General features: G+C 58.6%; 9 protein-coding genes and 2 pseudogenes. 1 reads left to right on the forward strand and 10 read right to left on the reverse strand.

Going from position 1 to position 15,958, the window contains the following annotated elements; genetic code table 11:
- Positions 1–174: 174 nt before the first annotated feature.
- From BN2475_RS26925 to BN2475_RS36390, 7 genes and pseudogenes are all read right to left on the reverse strand, one after another.
- On the reverse strand, positions 175–1,095 hold the full coding sequence (locus BN2475_RS26925) for a LysR family transcriptional regulator (RefSeq protein ID WP_094782506.1): 921 nt from the start codon (positions 1,093–1,095) through the stop codon (positions 175–177).
- Between the two features lie 955 nt (positions 1,096–2,050).
- A complete protein-coding gene (locus tag BN2475_RS26935; RefSeq protein WP_245841617.1) occupies positions 2,051–3,517 on the reverse strand; it encodes a carbohydrate porin in 1,467 nt (488 codons plus the stop codon).
- Positions 3,518–3,758: 241 nt separating this feature from the next.
- Positions 3,759–4,684 (reverse strand): annotated as a pseudogene (locus tag BN2475_RS26940) (cache domain-containing protein); the annotation flags it as partial.
- Between the two features lie 732 nt (positions 4,685–5,416).
- Entirely contained in the window at positions 5,417–6,571 is a 1,155-nt protein-coding gene (locus tag BN2475_RS26945; RefSeq protein WP_094782509.1) for a porin, read from the reverse strand.
- 213 nt (positions 6,572–6,784) lie between these two features.
- Positions 6,785–6,952 (reverse strand): hypothetical protein, encoded by a 168-nt coding sequence (locus BN2475_RS34360; protein WP_159444613.1) that lies wholly within the window; start codon positions 6,950–6,952, stop codon positions 6,785–6,787.
- Positions 6,949–7,692 carry a DUF4198 domain-containing protein gene (locus BN2475_RS26950; protein WP_094782510.1) on the reverse strand — a complete coding sequence of 248 codons (744 nt, stop codon included), beginning with the start codon at positions 7,690–7,692 and terminating at the stop codon, positions 6,949–6,951. The genes BN2475_RS34360 and BN2475_RS26950 overlap by 4 nt, the downstream gene beginning before the upstream one ends.
- A gap of 74 nt (positions 7,693–7,766) precedes the next feature.
- A complete protein-coding gene (locus tag BN2475_RS36390) occupies positions 7,767–9,824 on the reverse strand; it encodes a PepSY domain-containing protein (protein ID WP_342744657.1) in 2,058 nt (685 codons plus the stop codon).
- 103 nt (positions 9,825–9,927) lie between these two features.
- Here BN2475_RS36390 and pdxR point away from each other — a divergent pair, with 103 nt between their 5' ends.
- The gene (pdxR, locus tag BN2475_RS26960) at positions 9,928–11,397 is read left to right on the forward strand and encodes a MocR-like pyridoxine biosynthesis transcription factor PdxR (RefSeq protein WP_094782511.1); all 1,470 of its coding nucleotides are present in this window, start codon (positions 9,928–9,930) and stop codon (positions 11,395–11,397) included.
- Positions 11,398–11,567: 170 nt separating this feature from the next.
- Here pdxR and BN2475_RS34365 read toward each other — a convergent pair.
- The 3 genes and pseudogenes from BN2475_RS34365 to aspA all read right to left on the reverse strand — a co-directional run bounded on the left by BN2475_RS34365 (position 11,568) and on the right by aspA (position 15,724).
- A pseudogene (locus tag BN2475_RS34365) lies at positions 11,568–13,110 on the reverse strand (methyl-accepting chemotaxis protein).
- Positions 13,111–13,248: 138 nt separating this feature from the next.
- Complete coding sequence (locus BN2475_RS26970) at positions 13,249–14,001, reverse strand: cupin domain-containing protein (RefSeq protein ID WP_094782512.1); 753 nt, start codon at positions 13,999–14,001, stop codon at positions 13,249–13,251.
- A 247-nt stretch (positions 14,002–14,248) separates the two neighbouring features.
- Positions 14,249–15,724, reverse strand: coding sequence for an aspartate ammonia-lyase (gene aspA / locus BN2475_RS26975; RefSeq protein WP_094782513.1), 1,476 nt, complete (start codon positions 15,722–15,724; stop codon positions 14,249–14,251).
- Positions 15,725–15,958: the final 234 nt, after the last annotated feature.

Consider the following 15,958-nt stretch of genomic DNA (forward strand, 5'->3'; position numbering starts at 1 on the left):
TCGAATAAACCTAAACGAGAGCACCAGTTCCGCGAACTTACTCCAGAGCTGACGTTGAAGTTTTCAATGGCAGCTTTTGGGCGAAGGGGCCGAGTGTGTACTGGCCAACAGACGACCTTCGCGGGCAACGAGGTTCGGACATTCAGACGACCGTTGCGCCCTGGAGGCGGCCATTTAAATCGCGAGTACAGCTTGAGTGCCCCCCAATGGATGGCTGGCAAGCAATGCAGTGCATCGCTCCCGCAAGAAAGCATGCAACGCGTTAATCGCCGGCGACAGTTGCGCACGGTGAGCACAAATCAGGTGCAGCGGCGCGAGCTCGCAATACTCTGGCGGAAATAACTCCAGCAGTCGCCCTGCCTTCAAATCGTCGATGAGGTCCAGCCGCGACTTGTAGACAAGGCCTTCCCCGGCTATCGCCCAGCGACGAACGACATCGGCATCGTCGCTGATGCGATTACCCGTGACTGCCACGGTGCGTTCGCCACCAGGCGGGGTAAAGCACCAGCGTTCGTGTATCTGCTCGCTCCAGACATACCGAAGGCAATTGTGTCGCCGCAGGTCGTCTACTTTGGTGGGTGCGCCATGCCGTTCGAGGTATGACGGCGCGGCACACAATGCGCGTCGGTTGTTCTCGACCAGTTTCATGGCCAGAAGAGACGAATCGGACAGCGTTCCGTAGCGCACGACTGCATCCAGCGGTTGGCGGATGAGGTCGGCCGCACGGTCGCTCATTTTCACGTGCAGCGACAAGCCAGAGTGCAGGTGCTGAAATTCATCCAGCCACGGCAACAGCAGGTTTCGACCAAAGTCAGACGGAGCGGACAGCCGCAGCGGGCCGGACAGCGCCCCCCGTCTGTTTGCCAAGGCCTGCTCGCCTTGCTCCAGCGCACCAATCATGACCCGTGCATGCGGCAGGTAGCGCTCGCCGGCCTCCGACAGTTGCATGCTGCGCGTCGAACGCGTGAACAGGCGCGTGTCCAGCGCCTTTTCGAGTCGCTGCACTGACGCACTCGCATGTGCGGGCGCGATATTCAACTGGCGCGCCGCCTCCGAGAAGCTGCCGTAGTCCACCGTGTGTTTCTGGCGGAACATCGGTTCAAGACCATGAGGCCGCTGAGGAGGCACTGCGTAACGCAGGGTTTCTGCAATAAACCGTGCGCTACCCATGAGGCGCCGGCGCGGATGACCGGATCACTTCGATAGCTACCGTCGAAGCTGTTGCGGCTCAAGCGGCGGTTCAGGGTCGAAATGACTCATTCGCATTTGCGAATGTCGACGTTTGAGCTGTACCCGTTGTGAACGTCCGTGAAGCGCGGTTCAGCCGCCGCACAGCGGCTGATCGGCGACCGGCGGGTTTGGCCGAGCAGCTGTCCCTGAGAATGCGGCTTGATGTCCGGATCAAATAGTTTTCAGCCATTGAGCGCCCGACAGCGCGACTGGCCATGAGGGTGCTCGCGCGAGGACAACTGCGAACACCGCGCGAGCGCAACGTGCCCTGTCCGTCGGCCGAACGGCTGACCTCATATAGACACGGGACTCGATCCGAAACGTGGTCTGAGGGTGAAGTCACTCGCATCCGGGTGCTCATCCGCACTTTAGCTGTACAGCAAAACAGGCCGCTTTCGCTAAGATTTAGCAAATTCCGCCAGGTGCGCACCGGCGGCCCTCCCACGGCTGTGCTGCAGGACCTGACCGGTAGCCCCATGCGGGGCAACAAGATACGTTTCGGCGACTGCAAGATCGGCGTCGCGCGCACATGTATCATTCGCGTGTACGGATTCGAACATCGCCTGAAAAACGGGCTGGCGATAGATGATTCCATTTACGGCGCACACGATCTGAATACCTGAATACCGGCTTTCTGCCGCTGGAGCTGCATCTCGCGGTGCTGACCACGATAAGAAACCGGGGTCGCTGAGTACAAGGTCTTGGGTCCGCGAAACACGACTAGCCTGATAATGCAGAGGATTTTTTGGCGAAGCGGAAGCGGCTCGAGTGACCGTATATCCGGGCCTGCAGGTCCCTGACACCTCGGGACGTAAAACCGTCAGAACGTCACGACCGTCCGCAGTCCGGCGACGGCCTCATTGCCGATGCGCGTACCGTTGCTGTTCGGATCAGGAATGCCGCCGCCCGGACGGAAGATGTACTGGAATTCGCCCTGCAGTAGCCACCACGGTGTGACCTGGTATTGGTACGTCGCCTCGATCACCGTCTCCGCCGAGCGCACGGGGTAGCCAGGCGTCTGGAACGTTGCGATGTCGCGATCGAGCGCGCTCGAGCTCGCGCTGACGTTCGCGTAGCTGACCGCGAGCCCAAGCGCGTCGTTGTCCCGGCCCTTGAACGGAGCTTTCAGCACGATTCCCGCATTGATATTGAAGTCGAGCAGGTTACGGTCGCCCGGCGCGCCCATCACACGCGTGAACACGCCGACCGATTGCGGGCTGTCGGCACTCGCGCGCCACACCATCTGGTCTGCGATGGCATAAATGCTGAAGTTGCCGCGATGGGTGGCCGGCACGCCGTTCGACGCGGGGCTCGCGAGCGAGATGCCGTTTGTGTCGAGGTGCTGATCTGCGAAGTGATTGTTGTTGTACCAGAAGCCCAGCTTGTAGGTGCCCGGTAGCCCGCTCGGCTGCGTCGCACCGGAACCGCTTGCCGGCGGCTGATTGATCGCGTACTGGACCTCGCCGATCATCATTACGCCGTTGCGCAGGTTGAACTGGGTGCCGCTAGCGTTGAGCTGCTGGGGGTCGCCGTTGCCCGGCGCCGGGTTGCCGTCGAAGATGCCACCTAGAATCGTCATCGAATCACTCGGCTTGAACCGCAGGCGCACGCCAAGTGACGACAGCGGATAGGCGGGGCCGCCCGCGGGCAGGGCGGTGGCGGCCAATACGGGCCAGCCGAATGTCGCGTTCGCAAAAGTGCTGGCGTACTGGCTGATGATGAATTCCTGATCAAGGCTCTGCTGGCCGATCTTGAGGTCAAGCCTATCGCCGAGCGCCTGCTGGTACCAGAGTTCCCACAAACGCGTCGTCGCTTCGGCCTCGACGCCGCTCACGGATTGCAGTGCATTCAGGCGCGCAGCCGTGATGCCGTGTCCGTGAATCTGCAAGGCATCGACGAAAAAGGTGCCGCCCTTCAGGCCGAACGCCTTGCCGGTATCAACGTTAAGGCCGAATTGTGTGGCGCCGTTATATGAGGCCCCCTTCGAAATACCGCCGGAGAAGTTGCCGTAGAGCTCGCTTGTTTCCTGCGCGTTGAACGTGACACCGTGGTCGCCCAGCAGCGTGCGCAGTCCGCCCATGTCGCCGAGCAGGTTCGAGCGCTCCCAGAAGCCGGTCGGCGCGGCGGCCGACCCGCCCGGCGCGGCGTTTGCGTCGGTGTTCGTGGATGCGGCAGAGTCCTGGTCTGCCGCTGTTGGGACGGCTGACTCCGACTGTGCGTAAGCCGGAGCGGCTGTGCCGGCGGCCAGTGCGACTAACAGCGCTGCGGTGGCGCAGGCCGGCTTCACGCGCGAGGACGGGGCGAGAAGGCACCGCGTGTCAATGCCGTTGTCGTTTTTTGTGGGCGTGCCAAAGGAGATCATTTTGCTTTCTTCTGGGATACGAACTGATGAATGAGTGATGCCGAAACAGGAAGGTGTCCGGCGCCCACTCGCCGTGGGGCCGCAGTCTTGTGAGGTTGTATTCGCGACAGCCCGCTCCGGCGGACCATGATGTACCGCCAACGTTGCATTTTGACGTCGTCCAGAGGGACGCGACTGCCGCCATCGCGTGGCAGACTTGTCGAAGGCGGCGGAATGCAGTCGTCGTTATCGCCCCAACGATTAGCGATGCGATGACGACGGTCAGGGAGAGGAGCGACGCAGTCAATAGCGACCGCATTCCTGCGGTCGCCTCGGACTTGTCGAGAGCGATGACAACGTGCCAATCGGTTCCTGGCACCGATTGCGCGCGTATTAGCTTCCTCTTGTCATTCACCGTGACCTCTGCGGGCGGATTCGCGAGCGCGAACGGAGCGTCAGTCACTTTATCGAAATCCGGTGCAATATCAGCGACAGGCTTGAATGTCAGCTTCCGATCCGGATGTGCGATGACCCGTCCACCGTTGTCGATCAACATGCCGAAACTGCTCGGAGTGGGATGAATCGACTTGATGTTCGCAACCACGCTGTCCAACGAGACATCCCCCACTACTACAGCCTTCAGTACACCATCCCGCATCACGGGTACGCAAACGCCACCAGCAACGCGCCGCTGGTGCTAACGTAGGGTGTGGCAATCGGCTTTCCCGCCTGCACGGCGCTCCTGTACCAAGGTCGACTGGTGGGATCGTAGTCGGGCGGAATATTGGGCCAGTCAGTGAACTTTGCCGACTTGTTCGGGTAGCCTATGCCGATGTCCCAGAATCCGCCCGCCGTAGCGACCTGCTTAAGCATTGGCAGTGGGTCGGGCGTGAGCGCAACGTCCTGAAGCGACGAAATCATCTGGCCCTTCGAGGCGACCCATTCGCCGATAACGACAGCACGATTATCTACGTCAGAGGTCAAATTGCGTTCAATCGCCTCCTCATTGCTCCTCTTGGCGATGACATAGCTAGTCGCGGTACTGGAGACGACTGAGAAAACCACAAGAGCTACGCAAGCACAAACAACCCGTGCGCGAATCGACGATAGCATTGTATGAACTCTGTATTGGATAACTGATCTTTGTCCCCGGGCTCTCTTGGGGTGAACGACATCGCTGACGGCCCGCCAGCTGTTTCTCTTATCGAATTCCCAGCCTCGCGTTGGCGAGCGGGCCGTACCCGAGTCAATCATCGTTTCAGCGGCCCGAGACCGGCCGGATCAAATGAGCGACGGACTATTCCTCGAGCAACCCACATCAACAGGGGCCATGCGGGAGCTCACCGCTCGAAACGTCTCGACAAAATGTCACAACTGCTTCCGTCACACCTACGCAGCCCTGCCCCGATCCGTGGACGCACGACTTTAACAACGGGCGATTGCCCACCACCATCATCGAGGTCCCAATGTCCCGCGCAGACACGTTACCGCCGATTTGAAACGTGTCGATAACTTGACCAGTTGACGACTATCAATTTGACCCACGCCTGTCTCAGCCGGAGACCGCCGGCTTTTTCCCGTCGACGAAATGTTCCCTCACGCACCGAGTTTTCCGGGGCAGCCCTGTCTCGAAAAATCTCTTGACTCCTGCTTGGACGATGACAAGATCCTACGCCTGCCTGCCAGGCAGATGTCACCGGTTAGCGGGAGAATTCAGCATATTGCGTGCGTTGTGGATTCCTTCACAGTTCACTTTGCATTGGATTTATGGCGGGACAGCCAATGCGTCGCGCCAGCGATATGCAGCCGGCGGTTACGGGGAAACTGAGCCTGCTTCAAGCTCTGCTAGAAGCGATGCCGGAAGCCAACAACTACTTGTACTTGGCTCTGAGTTGTGGAGGCGGTTAGGCCGTTGAGGTTTGCGACCGCCTTCCCACCGGTCGAATCGGTGCCCGACGCATGCTGGTAAACCGCAACTGTATAAAGGTCAGTTCGCTTGGATAGCAAGTAGTTAGCCCCGATCGCGCCTTGATTGTAAGTTGCACCGTTGACGCCATATCCTTTCAGGTAGTTATAGGCGACACCGAGGTGGAGGGCCGGCGTGAGTTGATAGCCGACATTGACTTCAATGTCGTGGAATCTTGCATCGCCGCCTGCGCCGTTAGCCGGGAGACCCGGTAGCGTCCCGATATCCTTGAACTGCGTGTTGCTGTACACAACGCCGAACGTAGCGGCACCAACGACATAAGAAGCGCCTGCGACGAAGATCTGCTGTGTTTTCGCGGACGCATAGCCGGAATACACGCGGCTACCGTTCATGTTGGACCCCGTAGTGCTTGAAGCCGCGGTATTGCCAAAATAGGAAAAGTTAGGATCTCGCGCGTCAACGAAGGCGGTGCCAAGCGTGAGTGGTCCCAAATTGTAGTTCGCCCCGACTGACCAGATCTGATTTTGGTTGAATTTCCCAGCGACACCGCCGAAGCTGTAGAGGCCCGCGAACGTCAATCCTCCGTACGACACACTGCGAAACTTGATCGCGTTGTTGACGTGGTTGCTACCATCTGTGTTATCTACATCGCCAGGATGGGCGCTGGCGAATCCGCCCCACATCTGTGCCGCCACGAACATGTAGGTCAAGTCGTTAATCAAATCATATTGACGCCCGAACGTAACGGTACCTATGTTCGATGATGAAAAACCGACATAGGCTTGGCGTCCGAACTCGTCGCCCCCTTGACCGAGCTTTCCGTTCGCAACACTGAAGCCGTTTTCAAGCATGAAAAGTGTTTGCAGTCCACCGCCGAGGTCCTCAGTGCCTCGCAGCCCCCAACGGTCGCCACTCAGATTTCCGGCGACCATCGAATACTGCTTGTGGCCACCAATGTTGTTCGCATAGTTCATGCCGACGTCGATCACACCGTAGAGTGTGACGCTGTTCTGAGCATGTGCCGTACATGCGAAGGAGGCTGCGAGCGCTGCCGCAGTCAAGGACTTTTTCATATGAAGGTCTTGTGGCTGAATAAAAAAATAAATTGAAACGACGTTCGTCACGCCTCGTCACCAGACCATCCCGGTTGAGGCGAGGCAAATAGGAGTCCTTTTTGATCGCGGCGTCGAGATGAATGTAACTGGTTGCGGTGCAGCGCTTCCGGGAACGATGAAAACGCCGTAAACGGCTGCAACCATAGTTGCCGGCGTCCAGGGGAGCCTTCCTTACTTCATGACGAAGCGCGCGCTGCTCATCGACTTGTCTTCCATCGTTACGAGAGCGATCACCTTGTCGCCCTTGACAAGCTTCGCGCTGCAAGCGGCCGCAGCAAGTGCGGCCAGCCAGAAATTCGTTTCATTGGGGACAAGCTCCAGCAGATAACGCTTGATCACTCGGGCAGGTGCTGCAGCACGAACGACAGTGTGGCCTTATGCTCGTCCTGGTTCGCCTTCGCGGGTTCCGACGGCGGCGTATCGAGTGTTGCTACGACCACGTTCAGACCCTGGTTGCGCACCTTGATCGTCACGGTACCGTCTGCGCCGGTCTTTAGCGGTTTGGAATCAGGGTCATTGACGAAATCCGGCTGCACCTCGGCGCCGGGCGCGGGCTTGCCGTCGTAGAGCACCCGAACCGTGAGCGCCTGGCCCATCTGATCCGGCATCTGTTTGCCGACCGGCACGATCTGCAGCTTCTGCCCAGGCAGTACGGGCATCACGCCATTCAGGGGCCGGCACAGATGCACCGCGTACTTGAATGTGTGCTCGCTGAACGTGGCGCCGGGCACTTCGTCCTTGCCCTTGTTTTGCCACTCGCCGTTCGTCGTTTTGCTCCACAGGCCGTAGTCCATCGTCCCTGCAACGATTGCCGGCTGCTTGTCGGTATTCACCACGAGCAGCGGCCCGTTGGGCGTGAGCTGCGCGGAGACCTCCTTGCCCTGCTCGTCGTAGGCTGTGACGCTCTTCACCTTGTGCTGGCGCTTGATGACATCCAGGTCGTCGCTGCCCTCGCCGTAGATCAGCGCCAGTTGGTTCGAACGCTGTGCGAAATAGATGCCATGGGAGTGCGCCAGGTCGGCGCCGCCCATGCCTGCAATCAGGCTTGCCACGACAGCAAGTTTTCTGGTGATCCTCATTTGTGTCTCCTTTCAATGGTTGGAAAAAAGCGGCTTTTGTTTTCGGTTTTGCCGGACAGTGCCGGCCTTTCCATCTACAGATCGAGTACCAGCGTCCGGCTGTTGGCACGCGAACAGCAGGGAGTGAATCGATCGTTCCTATTTTTCTCGTCGTCGGAGAGAAACACGTCGCGATGCTGCGGTTCGCCTTCCAGCACGCGCGTCACACAGGTGCCGCAGACGCCTTGCTCGCAGGACGCCGTAATATGGATTCCGGAATCGGCCAAAGCAGCTATTACCGTCTTGTCTGCAGGGACACAAATAGTCTTACCGGTGCTTGTGATCGTGACTTCGAATTCGACATTGTTGTCGGATTCGCTGCGCTCAACGCTGAAATATTCCCTGTGCATACGGTCTTTGCGCCAGCCTTTTTGCAATGCGGTGTCGATGACCGCATTCATGAATGCCTCGCTGCCGCATAGGTATAAGTGCATTTCGGGACCGTGCGTTTGGAGAAGCGCGGCTAGATCGATCCGTTGCTGTTTCTCGTCTTCCGTGAAGTGGAAGAAAACGCGGTCGGCGAATTTCGAGCGCTTGATGCGGTCGACAAAGGCTGCGCGCGCCGGCGAGCGCGCGAAGTAATGCATTTTGAAATCGGCTCCGAGACCAGCCAGGTGTTCCGTCATGCAAAGAATCGGCGTAATACCGATACCGCCCGCGATGAGCAGGGAGTGCTTCGCGGATTTCACGAGCGGGAAGTGATTTTTCGGAGTGCTGACTTCAATCAAGTCGCCTTCCTTGACCTGCTCATGCATGGCCCTCGACCCACCGCGCGTTGGTTCCGCCCGCATGACGGCAATGAGATAGCGATGTCTTTCCCCAGGAGGATTGCACAGTGAGTATTGTCGAACCTTTCCGCCGGGTACACGAACATCAAGGTGGGAACCGGCCGTAAACGGCGGCAGCGCTTTTCCGGCAGGGTCGACAAGTTCAAAAGATTGAATGTTCTCCGCTTCGGCCGCTTTCCTGGCCACTTTCAACGCGAGAGTCGTTCGGGGCGACACGGGAGCCGGCGGAGGCCGTTTGCCGCGCAGATAACTGCCAATGCCGAGGTAAGCCAATACCGGTACAGAGAGCATGCCGATCAGTTGCAGCAATTGAATAAATCCGCCGCTCAGCCATCCGTAATGAAACGCAAGCGCCGTCAGGTAAATTCGATGACCTAAGCTGTTCTCCGAATATGGAGTAAAGCGCAACACTTTACCTGTGCTTGAATCGAGACTAGCAACGGAAAACGCATTTATATGCGGTGCGTCGCGTGCGACAAGATCGAAGTTGAAAGCATCCCCGGGCTTGCCAGGGTAGCGAATGCGGGCATATTTTGGTTGCGGCACCAATGCCTGTGCGCGTTGCCAGAGGGCCTCGACTGGCAGGCTTTGCGCATCGGCCCGCACGACCAATTTAGGAGAAGGTGCGGGGGGCTTCGAGGCCGTCAGTGTGTAGAGTGCATCCCTCACGAATTGAAACGATTGCAGCGCGCCGGTGAGCGCGGAGGCAAGTACGATGAGACTGACATAGGCGCCAAGCGTTTTGTGCAGACTGAGCCAGTGCGCGCGACCGGTGAGCTTGGGCTTGATCGTGACGGGTCGCCTGCGTTTGCGCAACGTCTCTGGAATCCACAGAGCCAAGCCGCCACCGACCAGGACAATCGCGAATGTCAGCGCAAGCGTTCCAGCGAAGACGCTTCCATTCTTCTTCAGAAACTGAAAGCTGTGCAGGCTGGCCATCGTACCGAACAGGCCGCCGTAACGATCCTCGTTTCCAAGCACTTTGCCAGTGCATGGATTGACGTAGTACCACCGGTTGTCGCTGAAGAGAACACGCGTGCTGGAATCCGCGTCGGCGTATATGCGCACCTGCTTTGGCCGGCCTGCGACTGGATTAGAAGCGCTCGCATTGGCAATCAGCGTATCGAGCGGCAGGCGGTTTTTGCACGATTCGACTTTGAGCAGACCGTGGTAGACGACGGGTTCGAGTGACTCTCGAAACAGCATGCCCGCGCCGGTAACCGCCACCATGACGACGAATAGACCGATGCTCAGGCCTATCACGCGATGTAACTGACGAATACGCTCACGTAGAGATACACGCATAGGAACCCCAATAACTGGAAAGGCTTTGTTCGATGGCGAGCCTTGACAGTAGTCGTACCCGCTGCGAACCTATGAGTCCAATTCAAAAAGTTGGATAGGTCCAATGGCTGACTCGTTGCTTGCTGACCTCCTGATCGCCCGTCTCCGTCGAGACGGGGCCGTACCACTACAGATCCAGATCGCGAACGGGATCCGAGACGCAGTATCCGACGGCACTCTGAAGGTTTCCGCACGTTTGCCGTCCTCCCGAACGCTCGCGGCTGCACTGGAAGTCTCCCGAATAACCGTTGTAATGGCTTATGAAAGGCTGTCGGCCGACGGCTATCTCCATACCGATTCCACGAGTGGTACGCTTGTCTCCGACAAGCTGCCGCAATCGTTGAAGTCGGCGCCTCGGGAATCAACGGCACGAACCCTGTCCGAGCGCGGTGAGCAATTGATACGCGCTCCTGCGGGCATCCAGGAACGCAAGGGGGCGTTCGTGCCGGGTGTTTGCGATACGGATTGTTTTCCTTATCAGATATGGAGGCGTATCCAGAATCGCTATCTCGGGGAGCAGCATGCGGACCTCATGGGCTACTCCAATCCAGGCGGATATCTCCCGTTGCGCCGCGCGCTGTCGGAGTATTTGCGCGTATCGCGCGCGGTTCGGGCCTCCCCGGAACAGATCATCGTGACAATGGGGAGCAATCAGTCGATTGACCTTTGCTCACGCATTCTGGCCGACGTGGGTGAACTGGCCTATGTTGAAAACCCTTGCCACTGGGCAACGCCAATCCTGTTGCGCGCCAACGGGCTGGAAGTGGAGGCTATTGCTGTCGACAGTAACGGTATGAAGCTCGAACGATGTTTGCGCCGACCTCGACTCGTAGTGACGACCCCGTCGCATCAGTTTCCAATGGGGGTGACGTTGTCGGACGAACGGCGTGCCCGTCTGCGTGCGGCCGCTGAGCGGTGGGACGCATTCGTTCTGGAAGACGACTATGACAGTGAATTCCGATATGACCAGCGTCCACTTCCGTCTCTTCAAGGCGTTGATGAAAACGGCCGTGTCATTCTGATGGGAACGTTAAGTAAGGTAATGTACCCCGGCATGAGGCTCAGCTATATAGTTGTTCCGCCCGACCTGGTCGATTCCTTCGCAGCCGCTTCGTTGCGCTTATACAGACCAGGGCACCTTTCCTTGCAGGCAGCAACGGCAGACTTTATTGCGGACGGGCATTTCTCGAAGCACATTCGGCGGATGCGCGATATCTACGGCGCAAGACAATCGGAATTGCTCCGATGTCTGGACCAGTGCTTTGGCGATGCACTTGAAACATCACGGAACGCGGCGGGTCTGCATATGACAATCAGGATCCGGGATCTGGTTGACTTCGATACGACTGTATCGCGATCGCTTGAACAGGGAATTTACCTTCGCAGGCTGCACACGTTCAATCAAGGCGATCCGGGATTTCGTGACGGATTTCTGTTGGGGTTCGGCGCGCTCGATATCGAAGCCATCCGTCCCGCTGTCCAGACCTTCGCCCGCATCGTCGAGAGCGTAATATCCGTGCCGGATTCGCGGTAATGCCCCTCAGGCACTTCGCGGCAAGGGTCGTACAGCCGCTCGCGAGGGACATCAATTGACTTGAAAGAAAAATCAAAGTCGATCGTCGGGTCGAGCGGTGGTACCTTCAGCCGGACGCCGGATGCGCGACGGCGCATCCGGCTCTTGCCTACGATGCAACAACAGAATGTTTAGTCAACCTTGAACCTTCCGATAGTCGATGCCAGCGCATTCCTGCATCTGTAGCGTGGTCGATGCGGCTGCCGACTGTTCCACCAACGCCGCGTTCTGCTGCACCATCCCATCGAGTTGCATGACAGCAAGATTGACCTCCTGGATTCCGCGAGTCTGCTCCGTTGTTGCACGGGCGATACCCGCGACGACCGCTTGAACATCGACAGCATTGGTGACAATCTCGCTCATTGTCTCGCCCGCTTGACGCACCTGGAACGACCCCGCAGCAACGCGTGCGACCGTCGATTTCACAAGTTGCTTCACTTCGCGCGCAGCCAGCGCGCTGCGCTGCGCCAGGCTACGAACCTCATGTGCGACGACTGCGAAGCCGCGACCTTGCTCGCCCGCGCGCGCGGCTTCGACAGCAGCATTGAGCGCGAGAATGTTGGTTTGGAAGGCTATGCCGTCGATTACGCTAATAACCGCCCCGATTCGGCCGGACGCTTCCTCGATCTCGCCCATCGTGCCGACCACACCAGACACGATCTCACCGCCGCGCGAAGCGATTGCATCGCGATGCCCGATCGCTCGTCAGCCTCGCAGGCCGCCACAGCCGACCGGTCCACTGTCCCCGAGATTTGGTCCATCGACGCGGCCGTCTGCTGCAGGCTTGCCGCCGCCGACTCGGTGCGGGACGACAGGTCGTGGCTCGCCGCGGCAATTTCATTTGCGGCGGCACGCACCAATTCGCTAGCACCACGGATCTCTAACATTACGCTTTGAAGTTTGGCAACGAACTGGTTGAAAGAACGCGCGATGTTGGCCATCCTGTGAGCGTACCAGCTTCCTCTTTCCGTCGACCGCCAGTTTCATCGGTGCGTTCCCCGCGCCATCCGACGCAGTCGTGACCCTAGCGAAATCCGCAGCAATGTCAGTGACCGGTTTGAACCGCAGCTTTGGATCTGGATGCGCAATAACGCGGCCACTATGGTCAATCAGCATACCGACACTTGCCCGAGTCGGATGAATCGATTTTACGTTCTCAACCACGTTGTCCAACGCGACATCGCCGACCAGCACAGCCTTCAGCACGCCATCGCGTATCACGGGAACTGCCAAAGCCACCAGCAACGCCCCGCTCGTGCTGACATAAGGGATAGCAACCGGTTTGCCGGCTTGCACGGCGCCTTTGTACCAAGGGCGGCTGGTCGGATCGTAGCTGGATGGAATGTTCGGCCAGTCGGTGAACTTCGCGGTTCGGTCCGGGTAACCGACGCCGACGTCAAAGAATCCACCCGCGACGGCAATCTGTTTAAGTATGGACCCCGGGTCAGTCGTCAGCACGACGTCCTGCAGCGATGAAACCATTCGAGTCTTTGCAGCGACCCACTCGCCGATTGCGGCGGCGCGATCGTTGGCGGACGACGTCAAGTCGCGGTCGATTGCAGCCTCCCTGTTCACCTTCGCGATCAAATAGTCGGTTGCGGTGCTGGAGACGACGGAGAAAACTACCAGCGCTACGCATGCACAAACAACGCGTGCGCGAATGGACGATAGCATCGTATGGTCTATGGCTCTTATGACTCAACTTGCATCCGCGTGAGTGCACACGCGTGGCGCGTCAAAAAAAGCCTGCAGACATGGACTGCCTGCGGGCGAAGCTACACCAGGGGCGTGATTCGAGGACGAATGGCGGCGTTATGCCGGACGATAAATCGCGTATACCTTTGCGACGTGCTCGCGACTTTCCCAACTGCACTGCGCGCCTTGCTCAACGAGGAAAATGTCGCTGCGCTCGAACCTGCCCGTTCTGCCGGATTCGTCCACTAATGTGACGCTGCCTTCCAAGAGATACATCAGCTCGCAATGGCGATAAAACATTGCGCTGCGGTGATAGGGCGTTGAGTCCCAAGTGCCGCAGACAAATTCTCCATCCGCAGACCGGTAGTCCGTGAAGTTACGGCAGAGGGGCGCGGGCGTGAGTAGCAATTCCGCGGAAGGCGCGCCCGAGGGCTCCAACTGCGGCGTGTGCTGGATGGGGACAATCTTCCCGCCAGCAGACTGGCTGCCGTGGTAACGCATGAAGATGATCGAGACGGGCCCTCGCGCCGACCAAAAAAACTCCGCGCCATGAGCAAGCACCGCGCTGTCGCCTGGCCCCAGCGCTAGAGCACGCGCTGCTTGGGTCAACGTGATCTCGCCTTCTGCAACGATAATGAATTCATCTACAGGCTGAGGTGGCACCACACCGCATCCTGCGTCGAGCGCTATTACGCCCGCGCTCACGGGACCCGGCGGCCGATCTAGAAAGCGGCGGCTAGAAAGGAAGCGACTCTCGTCTACCGAAGCAATCGCCTCAATCCCTTGGCTTTTATCCGACGCGAACTTTCGGAGATCGACAAACGATCGGGAGCTGGACTGCTCCACCGCTGCTTGCTGCAATTTGGACATGTTGTGTTCCGGTCGTTCAGTTTGTGGCGAAGAAGTGTCCGCCGCGGACGGCGAGCGATTCGGGATCGAAATTCTGTTGACGGTCACTCGGCGACTGTCCCCGCTAAGTTCAAATACTTTATGTAAAAGAACTTTGAAAGAGCTCGAGCGTGCCGCCATTTTTGGAGAGAGGTAATGTTGCGACGGAAATTAACTGTGCGATTCCAAAGTAGGCTCATATGACTAACGAGGCTCCGTCTCAGGCCGACTACTGATCTGCACCGACGCGCGCGTTGTGCACACCGTCATTCGAAGCCTTGAAGCGATCTGTTGACGCACCGTACGCTCGGGGCTTGATCAGCGCCTCGGGCCGGAGGGCTTCCTCCAGTTGCGCCTCTGTCAGCAATTGACGGCGGAGCACGACCTGCCGAATGGTCCTTCCGTTCGCATGGGCTTCAGCGGCAACGGACATTGAGTTCTTGTAACCGATATACGGGTTAAGTGCAGTAGCAAGTGCAATAGATTGCTCGATGTTTTCACCTAACCGGTCAGGGTTCGCGGTGATGCCTTTGACGCATTTCTCGGCAAGTGTCGAACAACCGTTCGTGAGGTGCTTGAAGCTCCGAAAGAGCGCGCTCGCAATGACGGGCTCGAACGCATTCAGTTGAAGTTGCCCGCCTTCGGCCGCGAACGTGACCGTCAGGTCATTCCCGAAGACTTCAAATGCGATCTGGTTGACCACCTCGGGGATGACCGGATTGACCTTCCCCGGCATGAGCGAGGAACCGGCCTGCATTGGCGGAAGGTTGATTTCTCCAAAGCCTGCGCGCGGACCGCTCGATAGCAGACGCAGATCATTGCATGTCTTCGAAAGCTTCACCGCAATGCGCTTCAGCACTCCTGAGAGCTGGACGAAGGCACCACAGTCCTGCGTCGCCTCGACCAGATTCGGCGCCGTCACGAGGTCGATGCCGGTGATGCGAGTCAAGGATTTGAGCGCCTTTTGCGCGTACTCGGGGTGGGCGGTAATGCCCGTGCCGATCGCCGTCGCACCAAGGTTGATCTCCCGAATTAGCGTAGAAGCCTCTTTGAGGCGCGACATGTCTTCTTCGAGCATAACGGCATAAGCCGAGAACTCCTGGCCGAGAGTCATGGGAACAGCGTCCTGCAGTTGCGTGCGACCAAGCTTTAATAAACCCGCAAACTCAATCGCCTTCTGGTCGAACGCTGCATGCAGCCTGGCCATCGACTCCAGCAGATGCTCAATAGCGAAAAGCGTCGAGATGCGCAGCGCCGTCGGATAAACGTCATTGGTGCTTTGCGCAAGGTTGACGTGTTCGTTTGGATGCAGGTATGCATATTCGCCCCGACGACGACCGAGCAGTTCGAGCGCGCGATTGCAGATTACTTCGTTCGCATTCATGTTGGTCGACGTACCGGCGCCGCCCTGGATGACGTCAACGACGAACTGGTCGTGAAGACGACCTTCCCGGATTTCTACGCAGGCCGCGACTATCGCGTCCCGAAGCATCGGGGAAAGCATGCCAAGCTCCGCGTTTGCCTCCGCGGCCGCCTGCTTGACTGCTGCCAGTGCAATCACGAGGTTCGGGTATGAAGCCAACGTCGTACCCGATATCTGGAAATTCTCCGTCGCGCGCAATGTGTGAATCCCGTAGTACGCGTCCTCGGGGACGTCGCGCTCTCCCAACAGGTCAGTTTCGGCGCGGGTGCCTGATGTACTCATAAGTTGCTCCTGGTTTTGCGTTGATCCCGCCCATGACCTGGGAATTCGCCGAGGGCGAGGGCGACGCCGCGCCCCCCGCGCCACCGTTCGATCGACGGGCCAAAGTCCTTCCGGGACCGAAGTGTTTAGTAGTGCTACAGCCTTGCGTTTGCCATGTGAACAGACCGATTCCGTAGCAGCCGTCCTGGCCGAGCCTGGTCTGCCGCACAGGGACTCTTCGACCGGGAAACTCGT

The sequence above is a fragment of the Paraburkholderia ribeironis genome, assembly GCF_900019265.1.
Classification (GTDB): domain Bacteria; phylum Pseudomonadota; class Gammaproteobacteria; order Burkholderiales; family Burkholderiaceae; genus Paraburkholderia; species Paraburkholderia ribeironis.

Bases quoted from the DNA above. Each gene is read 5' to 3' on its own strand.
- aspA (WP_094782513.1), bottom strand. From the start codon at position 15,724: ATGAGTACATCAGGCACCCGCGCCGAAACTGACCTGTTGGGAGAGCGC.
- pdxR (WP_094782511.1), top strand. From the start codon at position 9,928: ATGGCTGACTCGTTGCTTGCTGACCTCCTGATCGCCCGTCTCCGTCGA.
- BN2475_RS26970 (WP_094782512.1), bottom strand. From the start codon at position 14,001: ATGTCCAAATTGCAGCAAGCAGCGGTGGAGCAGTCCAGCTCCCGATCG.
- BN2475_RS26950 (WP_094782510.1), bottom strand. From the start codon at position 7,692: ATGAGGATCACCAGAAAACTTGCTGTCGTGGCAAGCCTGATTGCAGGC.
- BN2475_RS26925 (WP_094782506.1), bottom strand. From the start codon at position 1,095: ATGTTCCGCCAGAAACACACGGTGGACTACGGCAGCTTCTCGGAGGCG.
- BN2475_RS36390 (WP_342744657.1), bottom strand. From the start codon at position 9,824: ATGCGTGTATCTCTACGTGAGCGTATTCGTCAGTTACATCGCGTGATA.
- BN2475_RS26945 (WP_094782509.1), bottom strand. From the start codon at position 6,571: ATGAAAAAGTCCTTGACTGCGGCAGCGCTCGCAGCCTCCTTCGCATGT.